The following is a 17,665-nucleotide window of genomic DNA, read 5'->3' as shown; positions in this document are numbered from 1 at the left end:
AGGGAATCGATTCACTCTCACGGGTGAGGTCCGCGCGCGGCGCGCGGTGGATGCTCGGCAGAGTGAACACGACTGAGCGCCCCGTCCCCCGGTGGGCCTACCGGCTCGCCCACGCGATCCCGCTGATGACGTTGCCGTCCGGCCTGTGGCGGCTGGGGCTGGTCGCCGGGTCGTCGATGGGCGTCCTCGACGACGCCGGCCACCCGATGTACGTGGTCGACACCGCCGAGAAGGTCTACATCGTCTTCCTGTCGATCTTCTCCGAGGCGGTCGCGCTGATCGCCTTCGGCCTGGTCAAGCCGTGGGGTGAGGTCGCGCCGCGCTGGATCCCGTTCATCGGCGGCCGCCGGGTGAACCCGTGGGCCGCGATCGTCCCGGCCGTCCTGGGATCTCTGGCCCTGATCGCGATCTGGACGTACGGCTTCCGGGACGTCTTCAGCAACGAGTTCATCCCGTTCGCCAGCCCGGCCTGGGCCACGCTGATGATCGCCTGCTACGCCCCGCTCCAGCTCTGGGGTCCGTCCCTCCTCGTCCTCACCTGGGCGTACTACCGCCGCCGGGTCAGCGCGCCCGCGGCCGTGGTTTCAGCACGGTAGCCGGCAACGCCGGGGCCGGCAGTGCGGCGCCGTCGTACCCGGGGACCGTCGGGAAGCGATCGGTGCCGCCGGCGGCGATCGCCTCCTGCCAGGCGTCGCGGGCGGCGACGATCTCCTCGTGGGTGCGGCCGATGAAGTTCCACCACATCACCAACTGCTCCTCGAAGGGCTCGCCGCCGAGCAGCAGGAACCGGACACCGTCGTCGGAGGCAACCAGGTCGACGGACTCCCGCTCGGAGCCGAGGTAGGCCATCTCCCCGAACGACGGCGCCAGCTCGCCGACCGTGAGCGATCCGTCGACGACCAGTACGGCGTACTCGTTCGAGGGCGTCAGCGGGAGGGTCAAAGTGCGACCCGGGTCGACGGTGACGTCCGCGCCGACGAGCGGGGTGTACGCCGGCGCCGGTGAGGTCACGCCGGCCACGGTGCCGACCATCACGGTGGCGCGGCCGCCGTCGAAGTCGACCGACGGCAGGTCGGCGTACGCGTTGAAGGCGGGTGGGGTCGTCGTACGCACGGAGTCCGGCAGCGCGACCCACAGTTGCGCGCCGTGCAGCATCGGCGGCGCGTCCGGCGTGGACACCTCGGAGTGCGCGATGCCGTTGCCGGCGGTCATGATGTTGAGCTCGCCCGGCCGGACCATCGCGTGCGACCCGACACTGTCGCGGTGCTCGATCTCCCCCTCGAACAGCCAGCTCACCGTCTGCAGGCTGGTGTGCGGGTGCGGCGGGACCTGCATGCCCCGGTCCCCCGGCACGTCGTACGAGTCGAGGCGGTGGCTGACGTCGTCCGGACCGTAGTGGTCGACGAAGCACCAGGCGCCGACCATCCGGCGGTTCTTGTTCGGCAGCAACCGCCGTACCTTCGTCGTCCGGCCGAGGATCACCTCACGCGGCTCGAGGAACTCCAGCACGGGTCCACCGTCGCCACAGACACTCACGATCTCTGCCGGGTCTTTTTCCAGATCGCTCATAGAGAAAATCTAGTCCCGTAACCCAGAGTCAGGACGGCCGTGGGGTCCACCAGCGCGAGTCCGGGTCATGGAGGGCCTGATAGCGCCGCCGTTGCCGGGGGCTGAACGCGACCTCAGGGACCGGTAGCGCGACCTCCTCGACCTGTCCGGATGCTCGCCAGGCTGCCAGCCACGCGTCCAGGTCGCCGGCCGGTGCGGTCCCGAGGTGATGGCTCCACAGCTTCTCCCGATACACCGTCACACCATCGGCGAACGCGACCCCGTGCTCGATGTCGGTGTAGAGCGATCGCCTGGCCAGATTGCACGACCCGATGCAGGCCCATTCGTCATCCACCAGCACGGTCTTCGCATGCACGACGACCCCAGTACGACGGAACACGCGCACCCGCCTGCGCTGTCCGTCGTCCAGTCCGGCAAGCAGCCCGTGGTTGACCGACTGGCAGAAGTACTCCGCATGCGGCAACGGCGGGTCGTTCGGGTCGTCCAGCCCGCCGGTCAGCAGGATCACGGTCAGCTCGGGAGTCCGCCGTACCGCGTCGCGGACCCAGGTCATCAGCTCGACCGACCACATCAGGGGGTCCTCGAGGTAGATGTAGCGGCGGGCCTGCCCGATCGCGTGGCGCAGTGCGTCGCGGTAGGTGAAGAGTCCGTCGGTTGCCTCGGGCAAAGGCTTCGACCGGACCGGCAGGTACCAGGGGAAGCGGGCCGCGGGCAACGTCCGCAGGTTCTGCACTCGCTGGGCACCGCGCCCTTCGACCGGGACCTCGGTGGCCGGCAGCTCCGGTCCGCCGTTCGCCTCCCACAAGGTGCGGAAATGGTCGTAGAACCCTTGGACAGCAGGGCCCTCCACCTTCGCCACCACGTCGTGCCAGATCTGCCGGCCGCTGTGATCCGGCCGCGACCACCGGCTCAGCTCGAGATCCAGACCGCCGGTGAACCCGACCGTGTTCTCACCATCGGAGACAATCACCAGCTTGCTGTGCGTCGATCCGGCGACATGGCCGACCGTGCTCGGCAGCGCGAGCGCCCCGGCCTCCCGCAACGCCTCGAGCGACCGCATGGTCAGCGTGTTGATCGCCACCGCATACGCCGCACCCCCGCGCGCAGCGACGCTCGGATGCCGCAGGGCGAACGGCGAAACCCACCCCAGGGCACGCACGTCGGCGCCGGCACGAACTTTCCCCGCCAGCACTCCCAGCAGGGCCGACGACTCGTCGGGCGGATCCACGAACGGCACCGACTCCGGCCACGGATTCAGGCAGTACGGCGGTGCGTCGTACAACTCCATGTCCCGCCCACCGGCGCGCAACTCGAACCGTCCACGCGCCAGCCCGAGCCACCAGCCGGTCAGGTAGACGAATCCACCCGCTCCGACTCCGTCCAGGGCCTCCTGCAGCGCGGCGCCGTACTCCGCGCCGTCGATGAGCGGGGTGACCTGGCAGTCCGCGGAGATCGCAAGCTCAGGCAGAGAGTAGCCACCGCTCGCCATCCCTGCACGATACGGCTAGCTGGCCCAGGCGAGCAGCTTCTGCTGGTCCCAGGTGTTGATGACGCGGTCGGGCGTGACGCCGCAGTCCTCGGCGCGTTCGCAGCCGTAGACCTGCCAGTCGAGCTGGCCCGGCGCGTGCGCGTCGGTGTCGATCGAGAAGACGCAGTCCATCTCGACCGCGAGGGACAGCAGCCGCTTGGGCGGGTCCAGCCGCTCGGGGCGGGAGTTGATCTCGACCGCCGTACCGAACTGACGGCAGGCCTCGAACACCACCTCGGCCTCGAACTCGGACTCCGGGCGCGTCCCCCGGCCGCCGGTGATCAGCCGGCCGGTGCAGTGGCCGAGGATGTCGACGTGCGGGTTCGCGATCGCCCGGACCATCCGCTCGGTCATCGGCCCGGCCGCCATCCGCAGCTTCGAGTGCACGCTGGCGACGACGAGGTCGAGCCGGGCCAGGATCTCGCTGTCGCAGTCGAGCGAGCCGTCCTCGAGGATGTCGACCTCGATACCGTTCAGGATCACGAACCCGTCGAGCTCGTCGGCCAGCTTCTTGTTCAGCTCGGCGACCACCTCGAGCTGCTGCAGGCGGCGTTCGCGGGACAGTCCGTTGGCGACCTGGAGCCGGGCCGAGTGGTCGGTCAGGGCGATGTACTTGTGCCCCAGGCGGTGCGCCGTACGGGCCATCTCCTCGATCGGGCTGCCGCCGTCGGACCACTCCGAGTGCAGGTGCAGGTCGGCCTGCAACGCCTGACGCATCCGCTTGCCGGCCGTGGTCAGCTCACCCGCCGCCTCCTCCAGCTTGACCAGGTACGCCGGAGTGCTGCCGTCCATCGCCTCGACGATGACGGCCTCGGTCTTCGGCCCGATCCCCGGCAGCTCGGTCAGCGTCCCGGCCCGGCGCCGCGCCCGCACCTCGGTCGCCGGCAGCGCCGCGATCGTGTCGGCCGCCCGCCGGTACGCCTTCACCCGGTGGGTCGGCTGCCGGTCGCGCTCCAGGTAGTACCCGATCGCCCGCAGCGCCGCGATCGCATCCGCCACGCCCGCTTTGTCCGTCATCCCCCAATGATGGCAGTGCGGACCCCCAGGCCATCGCAATCCAACGCCCCGGCGCCGCTCAGGCGGCGCGTCACGCGGAAGCTGCAGTTGTGATGGCGTGGCGGTCCGCCGGTTATGGTCGGGGCGTGGCGAAGAAGGGACATCTCGAGCGCGCCGAGCGGCTGCAGGGCGCGACCGGTGCGCTGGCGACCGCCGCGATGGCCGCGATGGACGAGCAGCTGCCCTGGTTCGGCAAGTTGTCGGCGCAGGACCGGTCCTGGATCGGCCTGGTCGCCCAGTCCGGTATCACCGCGTTCGTCGACTGGTTCCGCGACCCCGAGGCGCACTCGTCGATGCCGACCCGGATGTTCGGCTCGGCGCCGCGGGAGTTCACCCGGGTGATCTCGCTGCACCAGACCGTCGAGCTGCTGCGCACCACGATCGAGATGATCGAGAACACCATCGGCGACCTGCTCCCGGCCGAGGACGTGCCGGTGGTCCGCGAGGCGATGCAGCGCTACGCCCGCGAGGTCGCGTTCGCCGCCGCCACCGTCTACGCCCAGGCCGCCGAGATGCGCGGCGCCTGGGACGCCCGCCTCGAAGCCCTCGTCGTCGACTCGGTGATCCGCGGCGAGGCCGACGAGTCGGTCCGCTCCCGCGCCTCCGCCCTCGGCTGGACCGGAGCCGGTACGACGGGATCCTCGGAGGTCACCGTGGTCGTCGGCCGGGCGCTGGAGTCGGAGCCGGGCAGCGCCAACGTCGCCGACCTGGTCCGGCACGCGGCCCGGGAGGCCGGCGCTGACGCTCTGTGCGCGATGCAGGGCGACCGGCTCGTGGTAGTACTCGGTGGTACGAGTAAACCTGTCGAGATCGTACAAAACCTGGTCCAGTGGTTCGGACCCGGCCCGATCGTCGTCGGACCCGTGGTGAAGGACCTGATGGCGGCGGTCACGTCCGCCCGGGCGGCCGTCGCCGGTCTCCGCGCGGCACCGGCCTGGCCGGAGGCCCCACGGCCCGTGCACGCCGACGAGCTGCTCCCGGAGCGATCACTCTCCGGAGACGGCCACGCCCGCCGGCAACTAGCTTCCGACGTCTACGGCCCGCTCACAATAGGCGATGGCGTGCTGCTCGACACAGTGTCGGCATACCTGGACTCGGGTGGTTCCATCGAGGCGACCGCTCGCACGCTGTTCATCCACCCGAATACCGTCCGGTACCGGCTGAAGCGTGTGGGCGAGATCACGGGCTACTCGCCGCTCAGTCCCCGCGACGCTTTCACGTTGCGTGTCGCACTGGCCCTCGGCCGCCTGCTCAACCCGGAGCCCGGAAGCACCATTTTGTAGGATTCCTCCAAAGACGGGCCGGTAGAATTCGTGCTGCATTCCGGCCCACGGACGGCCCGGCTCAGGGAGAGTTGTCACGTGCTCGTCATCGTCGCGCCCGGTCAGGGTGCCCAGACCCCAGGTTTCCTCGAGCCGTGGCTGGCGGATCCCGCGTTCGAGAGCCGGCTGAACTGGCTCTCCGCCGTGGCCGGTCTCGACCTCGCCCACCACGGCACCAAGGCCGACGCGGACACCATCCGGGACACCGCGGTCGCGCAGCCGCTACTGGTGGCGTCCAGCATGCTGGCCGCGCTCGCCGTCTTCCCGCACCCGTCCGACGCGTTCACCAAGGTGGGCGCCGTCGCCGGGCACAGCGTCGGTGAGATCGCAGCCGCCGCGGGCACCGGCGTGCTCAGCGCCGAGCAGGCGATGGTGCTGGTCCGCGAGCGCGGCAAGGCGATGGCCGCCGCGTCGGCGCTGACCGCCACCTCGATGACCGCCGTCCTCGGTGGCGACCGGGACGAGATCCTGGCCAAGCTCGCCGAGCACGGCCTGACCGCCGCGAACGACAACGGCCCCGGCCAGATCGTCGCCGCCGGCACCGTCGAGGAGCTGGCCGCGTTCGCCGAGGACCCGCCGGCCAAGGCCCGGCTGATCCCGCTGTCGGTGGCCGGCGCGTTCCACACCAAGCACATGGAGCCGGCCGTCCAGACGCTGGCGAAGTACGCGACCGCGATCAGCACCCACGACCCGCGGACCCGGCTGATCTCGAACCGCGACGGCCAGGTCGTGCACGACGGTCGCGAGGCGCTGAACCGGCTCGTCACCCAGGTCAACTCCCCGGTCCGCTGGGACCTGTGCATGCAGACCATGGCCGACCTGCAGGTGACCGGCATCCTGGAGCTGCCGCCGGCGGGCACGCTGACCGGGATCGCGAAGCGCGCCCTCAAGGGCGTCGAGACCTTCGCGCTCAAGACGCCGGACCAGCTGGACGACGCCCGCGCATTCGTCGACAAGCACGGCAGCCCGTCCGAGATCGACGCGTCGCCGACCTGGCGGCTGCTGGTCGCCCCGATGAAGGGCACCTTCACCCGCGCCGGGCAGACCCCGCGCGAGGCCGGTGACACGGTCGAGGCCGGCGAGGTGGTCGCGAAGGTGCAGAGCCTGCGCGACGAGCTCGACGTCCAGGCGCCGCACGGCGGCATCGTGGTCGAGTGGCTGGTCGAGGAAGGCGACCCGGTCTCCCCCGGGCAGCCGCTGGTCCGCCTGCACCCCAACGGAGGCAACTGATGAGTGGCACGATCACTCCCGCGACGGGTACGACGTACGCCGGGGTCCTCGGGATCGGGTCGTACCGGCCGCGCCGGGTGGTGCCGAACTCGGAGATCCTGGAGCACATCGACTCCAGTGACGAGTGGATCCAGACCCGTTCCGGGATCAAGGAGCGGCGCTGGGCCAGCGACGACGAGACCGTCCTGATGATGTCGGTGAACGCCGCCAAGGACGCGCTGGCGGACTCCGGGGTCGACCCGGCCCAGATCGGCTGCGTCATCGTCTCCACCGTCACGCACCTGTACCAGACCCCGGCGATCGCGACCCGGATCGCCGTCGAGGTGGGCGCCCCGACCGCGGCCGCGTTCGACGTCTCCGCCGCCTGTGCAGGCTTCTGCTACGGCATCGCGCTGGCCAACGACATGGTCCGCGGCGGCAGCGCCAAGTACGTGCTGGCGATCGGCGTCGAGCGGCTCAGCGACCTCACCGACCGGACCGACCGCAGTACGGCGTTCATCTTCGCCGACGGCGCCGGCGCCGCGGTGGTCGGACCGGCCGAGGAGCCCGGTATCGGCCCGGTGGTGTGGGGCTCCGACGGCACGCAGTACCAGGTCATCAGCCAGAAGGAGTCCTGGCAGGAGGCGGCCGGCAGCTACAACTGGCCGCACCTGCGGATGGACGGCAACCCGGTGTTCCGGTGGGCGTCGTTCGAGATGGCGAAGACCGCGCAGCAGGCGCTGGACGTGGCCGGCGTGAAGGCCGATGACCTCGACCTGTTCGTGCCGCACCAGGCCAACATGCGGATCACCGACGCGATGCGGCGGGCGCTCAAGCTGCCCGAGCACGTCAAGGTGGCCCGTGACATCGAGCGGCAGGGCAACACCTCGGCCGCATCGATCCCGCTCGCGATCACCGCGATGCGCGACAGCGGCGAGGCGAAGAGCGGCGACCTGGCCCTGATCATCGGGTTCGGCGCCGGGCTCGTGTACGCCGCCCAGGTGATCCGGGTCCCGTAGTACCCCCAAAGTTGTCCGGGGCGGCTCAGGTGGCCGGCCCGGTCGTGGCAAGCAAGAGAATCCGAAAGGGAAACCAACAGATGGCCAGCACCGAAGAGATCCGTTCCAGCCTCGCCGAGATCGTGAACGAGATCGCCGGCATCCCGGTCGAGGACGTCCAGCTGGACAAGTCCTTCACCGACGACCTCGACGTCGACTCGCTCTCCATGGTGGAGGTCGTGGTGGCCGCCGAGGAGAAGTTCGACGTGAAGATCCCCGACGACGAGGTGAAGAACCTGAAGACCGTCGGCGACGCGGTCGCGTTCATCGAGCGCGCCCAGAACGGCTGACAAACCCGCACTGTGCTGGCCAATGCTCGCCGGACCTGGTCCGGCGAGCACCAGCAACACACCCCTCGCTGACCGGATCCCCGAACTCTGAAGGATGAGGTAACCATGTCGAAGACCCGAGTCGTGATCACCGGGCTCGGAGCCACGACCCCGCTGGGTGGCGACGTGTCCAGCACCTGGGAAGGGTTGCTGGCCGGACGCTCCGGCGCGCGGCGGCTGACCGACGAGTGGGTGCAGAACCTGGCGGTCCAGATCGCGGCCCCGGCCGCGGTCGAGCCGACCGAGGTGATCGAGCGGGTGAAGGCCCGCCGGCTCGACCGCAACGCGCAGCTCGCGGTCGTGGCGGCCCGCGAGGCCTGGGCCGACGCCGGCCTGGAGGACTCCGGGCTGGACAAGGAGCGCCTGGGCGTCGCCTGCGCCTCCGGCATCGGCGGCCTGCACACCACCCTGGCGAACTACGACGCGCTGAAGAACAACCCGCGCCGGGTGTCGCCGCTGGCGATCCCGATGCTGATGCCGAACTCCTCCGCCGCATACGTCAGCCTCGAGTTCGGCGCCAAGGCCGGTGTGCACACCCCGGTCTCGGCCTGTGCCTCCGGCAACGAGGCGATCGCGCTCGGCCTCGACCAGATCCGGCTCGGCCGTGCGGACGTCGTACTGGCCGGTGGCACCGAAGGCGCGATCATGGCGCTGCCGCTGGCCGCCTTCGGCATGATGCAGGCGCTGAGCAAGCGCAACGACGACCCGGAGAAGGCGTCGCGGCCGTGGGACGTGGACCGGGACGGCTTCCTGCTGGGTGAGGGCGCCGGGATCCTGGTGCTGGAGTCCTACGAGCACGCCAAGGCGCGCGGCGCGAAGATCTACGCCGAGCTGGCCGGCGCCGGCATCTCCGCCGACGGTCACGACATCGCGCAGCCCGACCCGACCGGTTCCGGCGCCCGCCGGGCGATGGAGCGGGCGCTGTCCGAGGGCGACCTGACCCCGGCCGACATCTTCCACATCAACGCGCACGCCACCTCGACCCCGCAGGGCGACATCGCGGAGTCGCTGGCGATCCGGCAGGCGCTCGGCAAGGAGGCCGACCACGCGGTCGCCACCGCGCCGAAGTCGATGATCGGGCACCTGCTCGGCGCGGCCGGCGCGGTCGAGTCGATCGCGACCGTGCTCGCGCTGCACCACCGGGTGTCGCCGCCGACCATCAACGTGGACAAGCTCGACGACCAGATCGAGTTGGACGTCGCGACGGAGCAGCGCAAGCTGGCCGACGGGGATATCGCGGCACTGAACAACTCCTTCGGCTTCGGCGGCCACAACGCCGCCATCGCCTTCAAGACGGTGTAATTCCTTCCCCATCCCCGGAGGACGCATGACTGCATTGATGCCACGCCTCCGGCGCGGCGGGTCATGGGGCTGGAACTCCCGGCCTTCCCTCGTCCCTCCAGTCGCTGCGCTCCCTCCGCTCCTCAGTCCAGGCCGGGAGGCCCCATGACCAGCGCTGCCCCACCCAAACCTGCGAAGCTCCCGCGTGAGGACGATCCGCGGAACCCGGTCACCCGGCTGACTCAGCTGCTCGATGAGGGCAGCCTGGAGTTGATCACGCCGGACAACCTGTGCGGGATGCTCGCGGCGCGCGGGACCATCGAGGGCGCGGCGGTCATCGCGTTCTGCTCCGACGCCACCGTGATGGGTGGCGCGATGGGCGACGAGGGCTGCGAGGTCGTGGTCAAGGCCTACGAGGTGGCCCGCCGCGAAGGGCTGCCGATCATCGGGCTGTGGCACTCCGGCGGCGCCCGGCTGGCCGAGGGCGTGCTGAGCCTGCATGCGGTCGGCAAGATCTTCTACGCGATGACGCAGGCCTCGGGGAAGATCCCGCAGATCTCCGTCGTCCTCGGCCCGGCTGCGGGTGGCGCGGCGTACGGTCCGGCGCTGACCGACATCGTGATCCTCGGCCCCGAAGGCCGGATCTTCGTCACCGGTCCGGACGTGGTCCGCTCGGTCACCGGTGAGGACGTCGACATGCTGCGACTCGGCGGACCCGAGCCGCACGGACGGCGGTCCGGGGTCGTCCACATCACCACCGACTCCGAGGCGGCCGCGCTGCACGAGGCGCGCCGGCTCGCGGATCTGCTCGCGAACCAGGGGTCGGTCGCGACCGACGTACCGGACACCGATCTGTCCGGTTTCCTGCCGGAGTCGGCCAAGCGTGCGTACGACGTCCATCCGCTGGTAGGAGGGGTGCTCGACGAGAACACCTCCGTCGAACTGCACCAGCGGTGGGCGCCGAACATCGTCACCACGCTCGGCCGGCTCGGTGGGCGGACCGTCGGCGTGATCGCGAACAACCCGCTCCGGCTGGGTGGTTGCCTCGACGCCCTGTCCGCCGAGAAGGCGTCTCGGTTCGTCCGGATGTGCGACTCCTTCGGGGTCCCGCTCGTCGTGCTGGTCGACGTCCCCGGGTACCTGCCCGGTGTCGGCCAGGAGTGGGACGGCGTCGTACGGCGCGGCGCCAAACTGCTGCACGCCTTCGCGGAGAGCGTCGTACCGCGGGTCACGCTGGTCACCCGAAAGACGTACGGCGGCGCCTACATCGCGATGAACGCGCGCTCGCTCGGGGCGACCCGGGTGTTCGCCTGGCCGCGGGCCGAGGTCGCGGTGATGGGCGCGGTCGCGGCGATCCGGGTGCTGCACCGGCGCAAGCTCGCCGAGGTCGACCCCGAGCTCCGCCCCAAGGTCGAGGCCGAACTGGCCGCCGAGCACGAGAAAATTGCCGGTGGCATCGAACGCGCCCGCGAGATCGGCGTCGTCGACGAGGTCGTCGACCCCGCCAGGACCCGCTCCACCCTGGCCGCCGCGATCGCCACCGCCGACACCGGAACCCGGGGCTCCCACGGCAACATCCCGCTCTGACGTGTCCGATGGCCGGATCTGGCTCGCGACACGACAGTGATGTGGTTGACACGGCGAGGTTACTGGTGTTGGTGGGGGCCGTGGTGCAAGATGTACGAGTAGTCCGCCGGGATCGACGAGCGGGTGTTCGAGAACGCTGGGGAAGGCGCCCCTCGAGCACAGGAGGTCCCGGTGGCGACGACTCGTGGCGTTCTTTACGTCCACACGGTGCCGTCAGCGTTGTGCCCGCATGTCGAGTGGGCCGCGGGCGGCGTACTTGGCGTGCCCGTGAAACTGGACTGGACGCCCCAGCCCGCGGCGCAGGGCACCTATCGCGCCGAGCTGTCGTGGCAGGCCGAGGCCGGGACCGCGGCGAAGCTGGCCTCCGCGCTGCGCGGGTGGCAGAAGCTCCGGTTCGAGGTGACCGAGGAGCCGAGCAACGGGGTCGAGGGCGAGCGGTACTCGTTCACGCCCACGCTCGGCGTCTTCCACGCGACCACCGGGGTGCACGGCGACATCATGGTGCCGGAGGAGCGGCTGAAGGCTGCCATGCTGAAGGCGGCCACTGGCGAGGCGGATCTCGCCGAGGAGGTCGAACGCTTGCTGGGCCGTCCGTGGGACGACGAGCTCGAGCCGTTCCGGTACGCCGGCGACGGCGCGCCGGTGCGCTGGCTGCACCAGGTCGTCTGACCTCTCCTGGCTGAGGGGAACCTGAGAACTTCAGAAGAAAGCCGTGAAAGGTAAGGACTTCCCCGAACTTTTCGCCAAGACTGAGCATCAGACATCTCACCAGGGTGGGAGGGGCCGTGGCCGCTGGGCCACCGGGTGTCGGGACACCCCCGGTTGTCGCAAACAGCGGCCGCACCACGTGAAGGGCGCGAACCTCAGGGTTCGCGCCCTTCGTGCGTGCTAGGTAGAGGACCTGGGGATCAAGCGGGTCGGCAGGATCAGCGGCGTGGGCTGCTCGCCGGAGATCAGATTCAGCAGCATCCGGGCCATCTCGCGGCCCAGTGACTGGATCGGCTGGCGGATCGTGGTGAGCGGCGGCTCGGTGTGGCGGGCGCTGGTGATGTCGTTGAAGCCAACGATCGCTACATCACCCGGGACCGCCTTGCCGGCATCCTTCAGCACTCGCAGGGCGCCGATCGCCATCTGGTCGGAGGCGATGAAGACCGCGTCCAGGTCGGGATGCTCGGCCAGCAACTCCTCCATCGCGCGGCTGCCGCCGTCCTCGCTGAAATCGCCGTGCACCACCCGGTGTGACGCCAGACCGGCGACCGCGAGCGCCTCTTGGTAGCCCTTGTACCGCGCGGTGCCCGCGCCCTCGTCCATCCGGCCGGTGATGGTCGCGATCCGCCTCCGCCCGGCCGCGACCAGGTGCTCGGTCGCCAGTCGCGCACCACCCCGGTTGTCCGCGTCCACGTAGTACCGCGGCTCGAAGTTGACCGGGCATCCCCCGAAGACGACCGGTACGTCGGCTTTGTCGGCCAGCGCGGCCAGCGGGTCGTCGCCATGCATCGACATCAGCATCACGCCGTCCGCCTGCCGGGTCCGCAGCAGCTGCTCGAGCCGGGTCTGCCCGCGGGTCGACGTCGCCAGCAGCAGCATCAGCTCGAGCTCGGTCTCCTCCAGCACCGAGTTGACCCCGACCACCACCTCGGCGAAGAACGGGTCGGCGAACACCTGCGGGTTGTCGCTCGAGATCGCGAGGACGACGGCGCCGACCTGCTGGGTGGCGAGCGCCCGGGCGGTGGCGTTCGGCACGTACCCGAGGTCCACGACGGCCCGCTGGACGGCCTCGCGCTTGGCCCTGCTGACGTGCGGCGCGTTGTTGATCACCCGGGACGCCGCCGATCGGGACACGCCGGCCCGCTCGGCGACTTCGTCGAGCGTCACTTGCCGTTTGGAGAGGTCGGTCACCGGCTGGTCCTTAACGTTTGAGTGGGTAGAGGGTAGATCATCACGACCGGACGGCGCCGTCCATGATGCCGCTGATCAGCTGACGGCCGAACAGGACGAACACCACCAGCAGCGGAACGGTCGCGATCAGCGTGCCGGTGAACATCAGCGTGTAGTCGGTGTAGTACTGCGTCGCGAGCTGGCTGAGCGAGAACTGCACGGTCGGGTGCCACCCGGTGGGATCCCGGACTACGGCTCACCGGTGCGCGTCAACCAGGTCGGCTACCTCACCAGTGGGCCGAAGCGGGCGACGTACGTGACCAAGGCAACGATCGCTCTCGACTGGCGGCTGGTCGATGCGGGCGACCGGATCGTTGCCACCGGCAAGACCACGCCGTACGGCGCCGACGCGGCCTCGGGCGACGAGGTCCAGCTGATCGACTTCGGCCGCTTCCGCCACACGGGCAGTGGCTTCCGGCTCGCGGTCGGCGACGACGTAAGCGAGCCGTTCGACATCGGCGACGGAATCCACACGACACTCCGCCGGGACGCGCTCGAGTACTTCTACAACAACCGCAGCGGCATCGAGATCAAGGCCGAGTACGTCGGTGAGCAGTACTCGCGAGCCGCCGGACACATCGGGATCGCACCGAACAAGGGCGACAAGTCAGTCCCCTGCTTCCCCGGCACCTGCGACTACAGCCTCGACGTGAGCGGCGGTTGGTACGACGCCGGCGACCACGGCAAGTACGTCGTCAACGGCGCCCTCGCGGCGTGGCAACTGCTGGACCTGTACGAACAGTCCGGCACGACCGCGCTCCGGATTGCCGAGGCTCGCAACGGGATTCCCGACGTCCTGGACGAAGCGGCCGCCGACCCGCAGCAGCGGTACCTGTACCCGCCGTCGACCGCGGCGACCCTCAACCTGGCCGCCGTCGGCTCCCGGTGCGCCCGCATCTACGCCCGCTGGGATCGCCAACTGGCCAAGCGCTGCCTGACCGCGGCCGAGAAGGCCTGGAACGCCGCCCGCCAGCACCCCGCGCTCTACGCCCCACCCGGTGGCGAAGGTGGCGGCGCGTACGAGGACACCAAGGTGGCGGACGAGTTCTCCTGGGCCGCCGCCGAGCTGTTCGGCGCGACCGGCAAGGCGTCGTACAAGCGTTTCATCACGACCGGGCTCGAGGCCGCGGACGGGTTCTCGTGGCAGGAGACCGGTGGACTGGCCGACCTCGCACTCGCCGCCGACCTGACCGGGCGTACGGCGTACCGCTCGGCGGCCCTGGAGTCACTCGACTACCTGCTCGGCCGGAACCCGGTCGGCACGTCGTACGTCACCGGCTACGGCGAGCGATCGAGCCACAACCAGCACCACCGCTCCTGGGCGCACTCGCTGAACCCGGCGCTCCCGTCGCCGTACGCGGGCTCGCTGGCCGGCGGACCGAACTCCGGCCTCCAGGATCCCGTTGCCCAACGCAACCTCCAGGGCTGCGCCCCGGCCAAGTGCTACGTCGACGAGATCGGCTCCTACTCCACCAACGAGGTCGCCCTGAACTGGAACTCCGCCCTCGCCTGGCTCACCGCCTACGCCGACACCCGGGTCAGGAACCGACCCGCCGGTAATAGGCCGGCGCGTTGACCTCGAAGAAACACCGCAGAAGTCGGCGAGAAAGCGATCATCACACCCAACGACCGTTTCACGAATCACCGGACACAAAACACTTTCCAATTCACCGATGTGACGGCAACCGACACCCGAGACACCCGCCGCCACCAGTAGGTGACCGACCGCCATCAGGCCATGCCTGGCAGGCGAAACGCCCCATCCCCGCAGTGCGGGACGAACCCACAGCTGCCGGTTTCCGGTGATTAACCGGTTCGGCCCACACCGCTACATCTCTTACGCGACGGTAATGTCACCACCCGAGTTACGCCGCGATTTTCTGGGGCTATTCGAGGCGGAGATCCATCACGATCTGTTCGCCACTTGCTGACACTACGAGAACACCCGGTCTAGTTATTGCACACCACTACCCCCGAGCGTATGTTGCGAGCAAGAGTTCTCGGCATCGCCGACAGCTCTGGGGGAGCAGCAGATACCGGGTGGGGCCGTCAGTTTGCGCGAAGTTCGTCGTGTCCACGTCCGGGTCTGGGCAGCGCTGCCGGGACGGCTCCCGGTTCCAGGGGGGAACCGGAGTTCCATCTCCGGGGAATGGACGTGCGCGTATCAGATCGTCCGAGAGCACGCGGGCCGCCACCGCACGGTGGTAGCACGTTGACCTGACACGTCTCCGCGTGGAGACCAAACGCTTAGTCCATTTCAGCATCTGCGCTGCGCCTCGCCGCGCAGCGCTGGGAGAAGAAATGAAGCGATCAGTCGTACTCATGCTGGCAGCAGTGCTCGCGATCTTCGGGCTGACGGCAACACCAGCCTTCGCCCAGAGCGGACACTTCGTCGGTACGCCGACCTGCACCGACACCGGCTTGACGGTCGAGTGCTCGGGTAAGGTCGCCGGCCTCGGCGGCACCACCTTCGAAATCACGGTCGACGCCACCGGCATCGCCACCGTCGAGTGCACCAACCCGGGCGGCAATGTCGCTCCGGGCCAGGACACCGCAGTCGACGTTTCCGGATCCAGTGGCCCACTGGCGACGCCTCGCAACGGCCAGTTCAGGTTCAGTCTCGAGAGCGAGAGTCCGGACCCGTTGCCTCCGACGCCTACCTGCCCGAACGACCAATGGACACCTACGATCATTGACGTGACCTTCGGGGACGCCACTCTCACGCTGCTCGAAGACGGCGCAGTCTCCGACACCATCACGGTACCGGTCACCTGACCCGCCGACGGGAGGACCGCTCGAGAGGTCTTCCCGGCAGAGCATCCTCCGGCCACCCAGGCAGTCCCAGCGTGGGTGGCCGGTCAAGTGCTACGGGAAGCGGGAGGCCAGCGCGATGCAGGCGCCGGCGGCGGCCAGGGTGAAGATCATCGCGATGCCGGCGAAGCGGGCGGTGACTTCCTTGTCCACCTCGTCGTACCCGACCGAGGAGCCGATGTCCTTGTAGACGTCCTCGAGCTCACCGGCCGACTCGGCCGTGTACGCCTCGCCGCCGCTGATCTCGGCGACGCTGCGCAGCTCGGCGCGGTCCGGTGGCACCCGCTGCCGGATGCCGTCCATCTCGATGAAGCCGGAGTCGGTGCCGAAGCAGATCGTGTAGACCGGCGTGTTCTTCGCCTTCGCGGCCTGCGCGCCTTCCTGGGCGGTCCGCCCGACCGTGCGCTTGCCGTCCGACAGCAGCACGACGCGCGCCGGAGCCGGGTCGTTCGGGTGGTCCGGGTCCGGCGGGACCTGGGTGAGCGCCTGCAGCGAGGTGAAGATGCCCTCGCCGGTGGCGGTCGACTCGGCCAGCTCCAGCCCGTCCACGGAGCGCAGCACGGTGGCCCGGTCGGTGGTCGGCGGCACGATGATCGACGCCGTACCGGCGAAGTTGACCAGGGCCACGTTGAACTTGCCCGGCAGTTGGTTGATGAAGTTCTTCGCCGACTTCTTCGCCGCCTCCAGCCGGTTCGGCTCGATGTCGGTGGCCATCATCGACAGCGACACGTCGATCGCGACCACGATGGTGGCCCGCTCGCGCGGCACCTTCACCTCGTCCTTGGGCTGCGCGAACGCCACGATGCAGGAGAGCGCCGCCAGCAGCGCGAGCACGACGGCCAGGTGCCGGCGCCACTGCGGACGCCGCGGCGCGACCCGGTCGAGCAGCGCGATGTTGGTGAACCGCAGCGCGTACTGCGCCCGGCGGTGCTGCAGGAAGATGTAGCCGGCGACGACGACCGGGATGATCAGCAGGAACCACAGCCGCCCGGGAGACAGGAACTCCATCAGCGAGACACTCCCTTCGGCGGTTGGTGCAGGCGCGGCGCAACCCGCCGGTAGGCGAGCACGAATCGCACGGTGTCGGCGACCCAGTCCCGATCGGTCCTGAGAACCAAGTGCCCCGCACCTACCCTACGCAAAGCGGTCCTGGTTCGTTCCCGTTGCGCCAGCGCGGCGGTCGCGAACGCCTCGCGGACCTTGCGCCGCCGGGTGTCGATTTCGCGCACCGCACCGGTCTCGGGGTCGCCGACCAGTACGACGCCGATGTTCGGCATCTCCAGCTCGCGCGGGTCCACGATCTCGACCGCGAGCACCTGGTGCTGCGCGGTGAGCTTGCGCATCGCCCGCTCCCAGGACGGCTCCATCCGGGCGTCGATCTCGCTGTCCTCCGGCGTCAGGAAGTCGGACACGATCACCCGGAGTCCACGCTTGCGCTGGGTGCGGGCCATCGACTCCAGCGCCGCTGTCAAGTCGCTGCGGTGCGCCTCCTGGTCGCCGTTCACCTGCTCGGCCAGCAGCGCCCGGAGCAGCCCGTACAGGGCCAGTCGCCCAGACCGCGCCGGCCACCGGCGCAGCGCCGAGTCACGCAACATCAGCCCGCCGAAGCGGTCACCCAGACGGTGCGTGAGGAACCCGACCGTCGCCACGGCTGCGACCGCCAGCTCGCGCTTCTCGAGTTGCGACGTACCGAAGTCCATCGAGGCCGACAGGTCGACCAGGGCCCACGTCTCCAGCTCACGGTCCGCGATCAGGTCCCGCACGTGCGGAACCGTCGTCCGCGCGGTCACCGCCCAGTCCATCCGCCGTACGTCGTCGCCGACCTGGTACTCACGCGCTTCGGCCAGCTCGGTGCCGGGACCGGGCAGCAGCCCCAGGTGCTCACCGTGCAGATACCCTTCAAGGCGCCGTACGACGGTCAGCTCGAGCCGCCGCAGTGCGCGCTCGGGAGCGAGCTGCGAGATCGTCATCGCAGCC

The 17,665-nt window shown here is 69.8% G+C and carries 17 protein-coding genes; 10 read left to right on the top strand and 7 right to left on the bottom strand.

What is annotated here, in order from left to right:
• The first annotated feature begins 62 nt into the window (after nucleotides 1–62).
• On the top strand, nucleotides 63–596 hold the full coding sequence (locus AB0H36_RS12885) for a hypothetical protein (RefSeq protein WP_360520855.1): 534 nt from the start codon (nucleotides 63–65) through the stop codon (nucleotides 594–596).
• On the opposite strand, the gene AB0H36_RS12880 is transcribed toward AB0H36_RS12885, so the two are convergent.
• From AB0H36_RS12880 to AB0H36_RS12870, 3 genes are read right to left on the bottom strand one after another with little or no spacing between them, the layout of a single operon-like run.
• A complete protein-coding gene (locus tag AB0H36_RS12880) occupies nucleotides 562–1,569 on the bottom strand; it encodes a pirin family protein (RefSeq protein ID WP_360520852.1) in 1,008 nt (335 codons plus the stop codon). The genes AB0H36_RS12885 and AB0H36_RS12880 overlap by 35 nt on opposite strands.
• Before the next feature lie 28 nt (nucleotides 1,570–1,597).
• Nucleotides 1,598–3,058, bottom strand: a complete 1,461-nt coding sequence (locus tag AB0H36_RS12875; RefSeq protein ID WP_360520849.1) for a phospholipase D-like domain-containing protein — start codon at nucleotides 3,056–3,058, stop codon at nucleotides 1,598–1,600.
• A gap of 15 nt (nucleotides 3,059–3,073) precedes the next feature.
• Nucleotides 3,074–4,114 carry a PHP domain-containing protein gene (locus tag AB0H36_RS12870; RefSeq protein WP_360520846.1) on the bottom strand — a complete coding sequence of 347 codons (1,041 nt, stop codon included), beginning with the start codon at nucleotides 4,112–4,114 and terminating at the stop codon, nucleotides 3,074–3,076.
• Between the two features lie 125 nt (nucleotides 4,115–4,239).
• On the opposite strand from AB0H36_RS12870, the gene AB0H36_RS12865 reads away from it, so the two are divergent.
• The 7 genes from AB0H36_RS12865 to AB0H36_RS12835 all read left to right on the top strand — a co-directional run bounded on the left by AB0H36_RS12865 (nucleotide 4,240) and on the right by AB0H36_RS12835 (nucleotide 11,608).
• On the top strand, nucleotides 4,240–5,436 hold the full coding sequence (locus AB0H36_RS12865) for a helix-turn-helix domain-containing protein (protein ID WP_360520843.1): 1,197 nt from the start codon (nucleotides 4,240–4,242) through the stop codon (nucleotides 5,434–5,436).
• Nucleotides 5,437–5,514: 78 nt separating this feature from the next.
• A complete protein-coding gene (locus AB0H36_RS12860) occupies nucleotides 5,515–6,705 on the top strand; it encodes an acyltransferase domain-containing protein (protein WP_360520840.1) in 1,191 nt (396 codons plus the stop codon).
• A complete protein-coding gene (locus tag AB0H36_RS12855) occupies nucleotides 6,705–7,703 on the top strand; it encodes a beta-ketoacyl-ACP synthase III (RefSeq protein WP_360520837.1) in 999 nt (332 codons plus the stop codon). The genes AB0H36_RS12860 and AB0H36_RS12855 overlap by 1 nt, the downstream gene beginning before the upstream one ends.
• 80 nt (nucleotides 7,704–7,783) lie before the next feature.
• Nucleotides 7,784–8,032 carry an acyl carrier protein gene (locus AB0H36_RS12850; RefSeq protein ID WP_130380551.1) on the top strand — a complete coding sequence of 83 codons (249 nt, stop codon included), beginning with the start codon at nucleotides 7,784–7,786 and terminating at the stop codon, nucleotides 8,030–8,032.
• A 105-nt stretch (nucleotides 8,033–8,137) separates the two neighbouring features.
• Nucleotides 8,138–9,373, top strand: coding sequence for a beta-ketoacyl-ACP synthase II (fabF, locus tag AB0H36_RS12845; RefSeq protein WP_360520834.1), 1,236 nt, complete (start codon nucleotides 8,138–8,140; stop codon nucleotides 9,371–9,373).
• 144 nt (nucleotides 9,374–9,517) lie between these two features.
• Entirely contained in the window at nucleotides 9,518–10,939 is a 1,422-nt protein-coding gene (locus AB0H36_RS12840; RefSeq protein ID WP_360520831.1) for a carboxyl transferase domain-containing protein, read from the top strand.
• 171 nt (nucleotides 10,940–11,110) lie between these two features.
• Nucleotides 11,111–11,608: a DUF3145 domain-containing protein gene (locus AB0H36_RS12835; RefSeq protein ID WP_360520828.1), complete on the top strand. Its 498-nt coding sequence runs from the start codon at nucleotides 11,111–11,113 to the stop codon at nucleotides 11,606–11,608.
• A 219-nt stretch (nucleotides 11,609–11,827) separates the two neighbouring features.
• Here the strand turns inward: AB0H36_RS12835 and AB0H36_RS12830 are convergent, their stop codons facing one another.
• Both AB0H36_RS12830 and AB0H36_RS12825 read right to left on the bottom strand, forming a co-directional pair.
• Nucleotides 11,828–12,838, bottom strand: coding sequence for a LacI family DNA-binding transcriptional regulator (locus AB0H36_RS12830; RefSeq protein WP_360520825.1), 1,011 nt, complete (start codon nucleotides 12,836–12,838; stop codon nucleotides 11,828–11,830).
• A gap of 40 nt (nucleotides 12,839–12,878) precedes the next feature.
• Nucleotides 12,879–13,037, bottom strand: coding sequence for a hypothetical protein (locus AB0H36_RS12825; RefSeq protein WP_360520822.1), 159 nt, complete (start codon nucleotides 13,035–13,037; stop codon nucleotides 12,879–12,881).
• A gap of 42 nt (nucleotides 13,038–13,079) precedes the next feature.
• Here AB0H36_RS12825 and AB0H36_RS12820 point away from each other — a divergent pair, with 42 nt between their 5' ends.
• Both AB0H36_RS12820 and AB0H36_RS12815 read left to right on the top strand, forming a co-directional pair.
• Nucleotides 13,080–14,453 (top strand): glycoside hydrolase family 9 protein, encoded by a 1,374-nt coding sequence (locus AB0H36_RS12820; RefSeq protein WP_360520819.1) that lies wholly within the window; start codon nucleotides 13,080–13,082, stop codon nucleotides 14,451–14,453.
• Between the two features lie 725 nt (nucleotides 14,454–15,178).
• Nucleotides 15,179–15,652, top strand: coding sequence for a hypothetical protein (locus AB0H36_RS12815; protein ID WP_360520816.1), 474 nt, complete (start codon nucleotides 15,179–15,181; stop codon nucleotides 15,650–15,652).
• A gap of 90 nt (nucleotides 15,653–15,742) precedes the next feature.
• Here the strand turns inward: AB0H36_RS12815 and AB0H36_RS12810 are convergent, their stop codons facing one another.
• Both AB0H36_RS12810 and AB0H36_RS12805 read right to left on the bottom strand, forming a co-directional pair.
• Nucleotides 15,743–16,696 carry a VWA domain-containing protein gene (locus AB0H36_RS12810; protein WP_360520813.1) on the bottom strand — a complete coding sequence of 318 codons (954 nt, stop codon included), beginning with the start codon at nucleotides 16,694–16,696 and terminating at the stop codon, nucleotides 15,743–15,745.
• Complete coding sequence (locus AB0H36_RS12805; RefSeq protein ID WP_360521105.1) at nucleotides 16,696–17,658, bottom strand: DUF58 domain-containing protein; 963 nt, start codon at nucleotides 17,656–17,658, stop codon at nucleotides 16,696–16,698. Before AB0H36_RS12805 ends, AB0H36_RS12810 begins: the two co-directional genes overlap by 1 nt.
• Between the last annotated feature and the right edge of the window lie 7 nt (nucleotides 17,659–17,665).

The sequence above is a fragment of the Kribbella sp. NPDC050820 genome (assembly GCF_040653975.1).
Taxonomy (GTDB): domain Bacteria; phylum Actinomycetota; class Actinomycetes; order Propionibacteriales; family Kribbellaceae; genus Kribbella.
Note: the sequence above shows the minus strand (reverse complement) of the source record. Positions and strands in the feature narration are given on the sequence as shown.

What these genes read in the sequence shown, in the direction of transcription:
- AB0H36_RS12880 (WP_360520852.1), bottom strand. Translation starts at nt 1,569, where the DNA reads ATGAGCGATCTGGAAAAAGACCCGGCAGAGATCGTGAGTGTCTGTGGC.
- AB0H36_RS12875 (WP_360520849.1), bottom strand. Translation starts at nt 3,058, where the DNA reads ATGGCGAGCGGTGGCTACTCTCTGCCTGAGCTTGCGATCTCCGCGGAC.
- AB0H36_RS12870 (WP_360520846.1), bottom strand. Translation starts at nt 4,114, where the DNA reads ATGACGGACAAAGCGGGCGTGGCGGATGCGATCGCGGCGCTGCGGGCG.
- AB0H36_RS12855 (WP_360520837.1), top strand. Translation starts at nt 6,705, where the DNA reads ATGAGTGGCACGATCACTCCCGCGACGGGTACGACGTACGCCGGGGTC.
- AB0H36_RS12850 (WP_130380551.1), top strand. Translation starts at nt 7,784, where the DNA reads ATGGCCAGCACCGAAGAGATCCGTTCCAGCCTCGCCGAGATCGTGAAC.
- fabF (WP_360520834.1), top strand. Translation starts at nt 8,138, where the DNA reads ATGTCGAAGACCCGAGTCGTGATCACCGGGCTCGGAGCCACGACCCCG.
- AB0H36_RS12840 (WP_360520831.1), top strand. Translation starts at nt 9,518, where the DNA reads ATGACCAGCGCTGCCCCACCCAAACCTGCGAAGCTCCCGCGTGAGGAC.
- AB0H36_RS12815 (WP_360520816.1), top strand. Translation starts at nt 15,179, where the DNA reads ATGAAGCGATCAGTCGTACTCATGCTGGCAGCAGTGCTCGCGATCTTC.
- AB0H36_RS12810 (WP_360520813.1), bottom strand. Translation starts at nt 16,696, where the DNA reads ATGGAGTTCCTGTCTCCCGGGCGGCTGTGGTTCCTGCTGATCATCCCG.
- AB0H36_RS12805 (WP_360521105.1), bottom strand. Translation starts at nt 17,658, where the DNA reads ATGACGATCTCGCAGCTCGCTCCCGAGCGCGCACTGCGGCGGCTCGAG.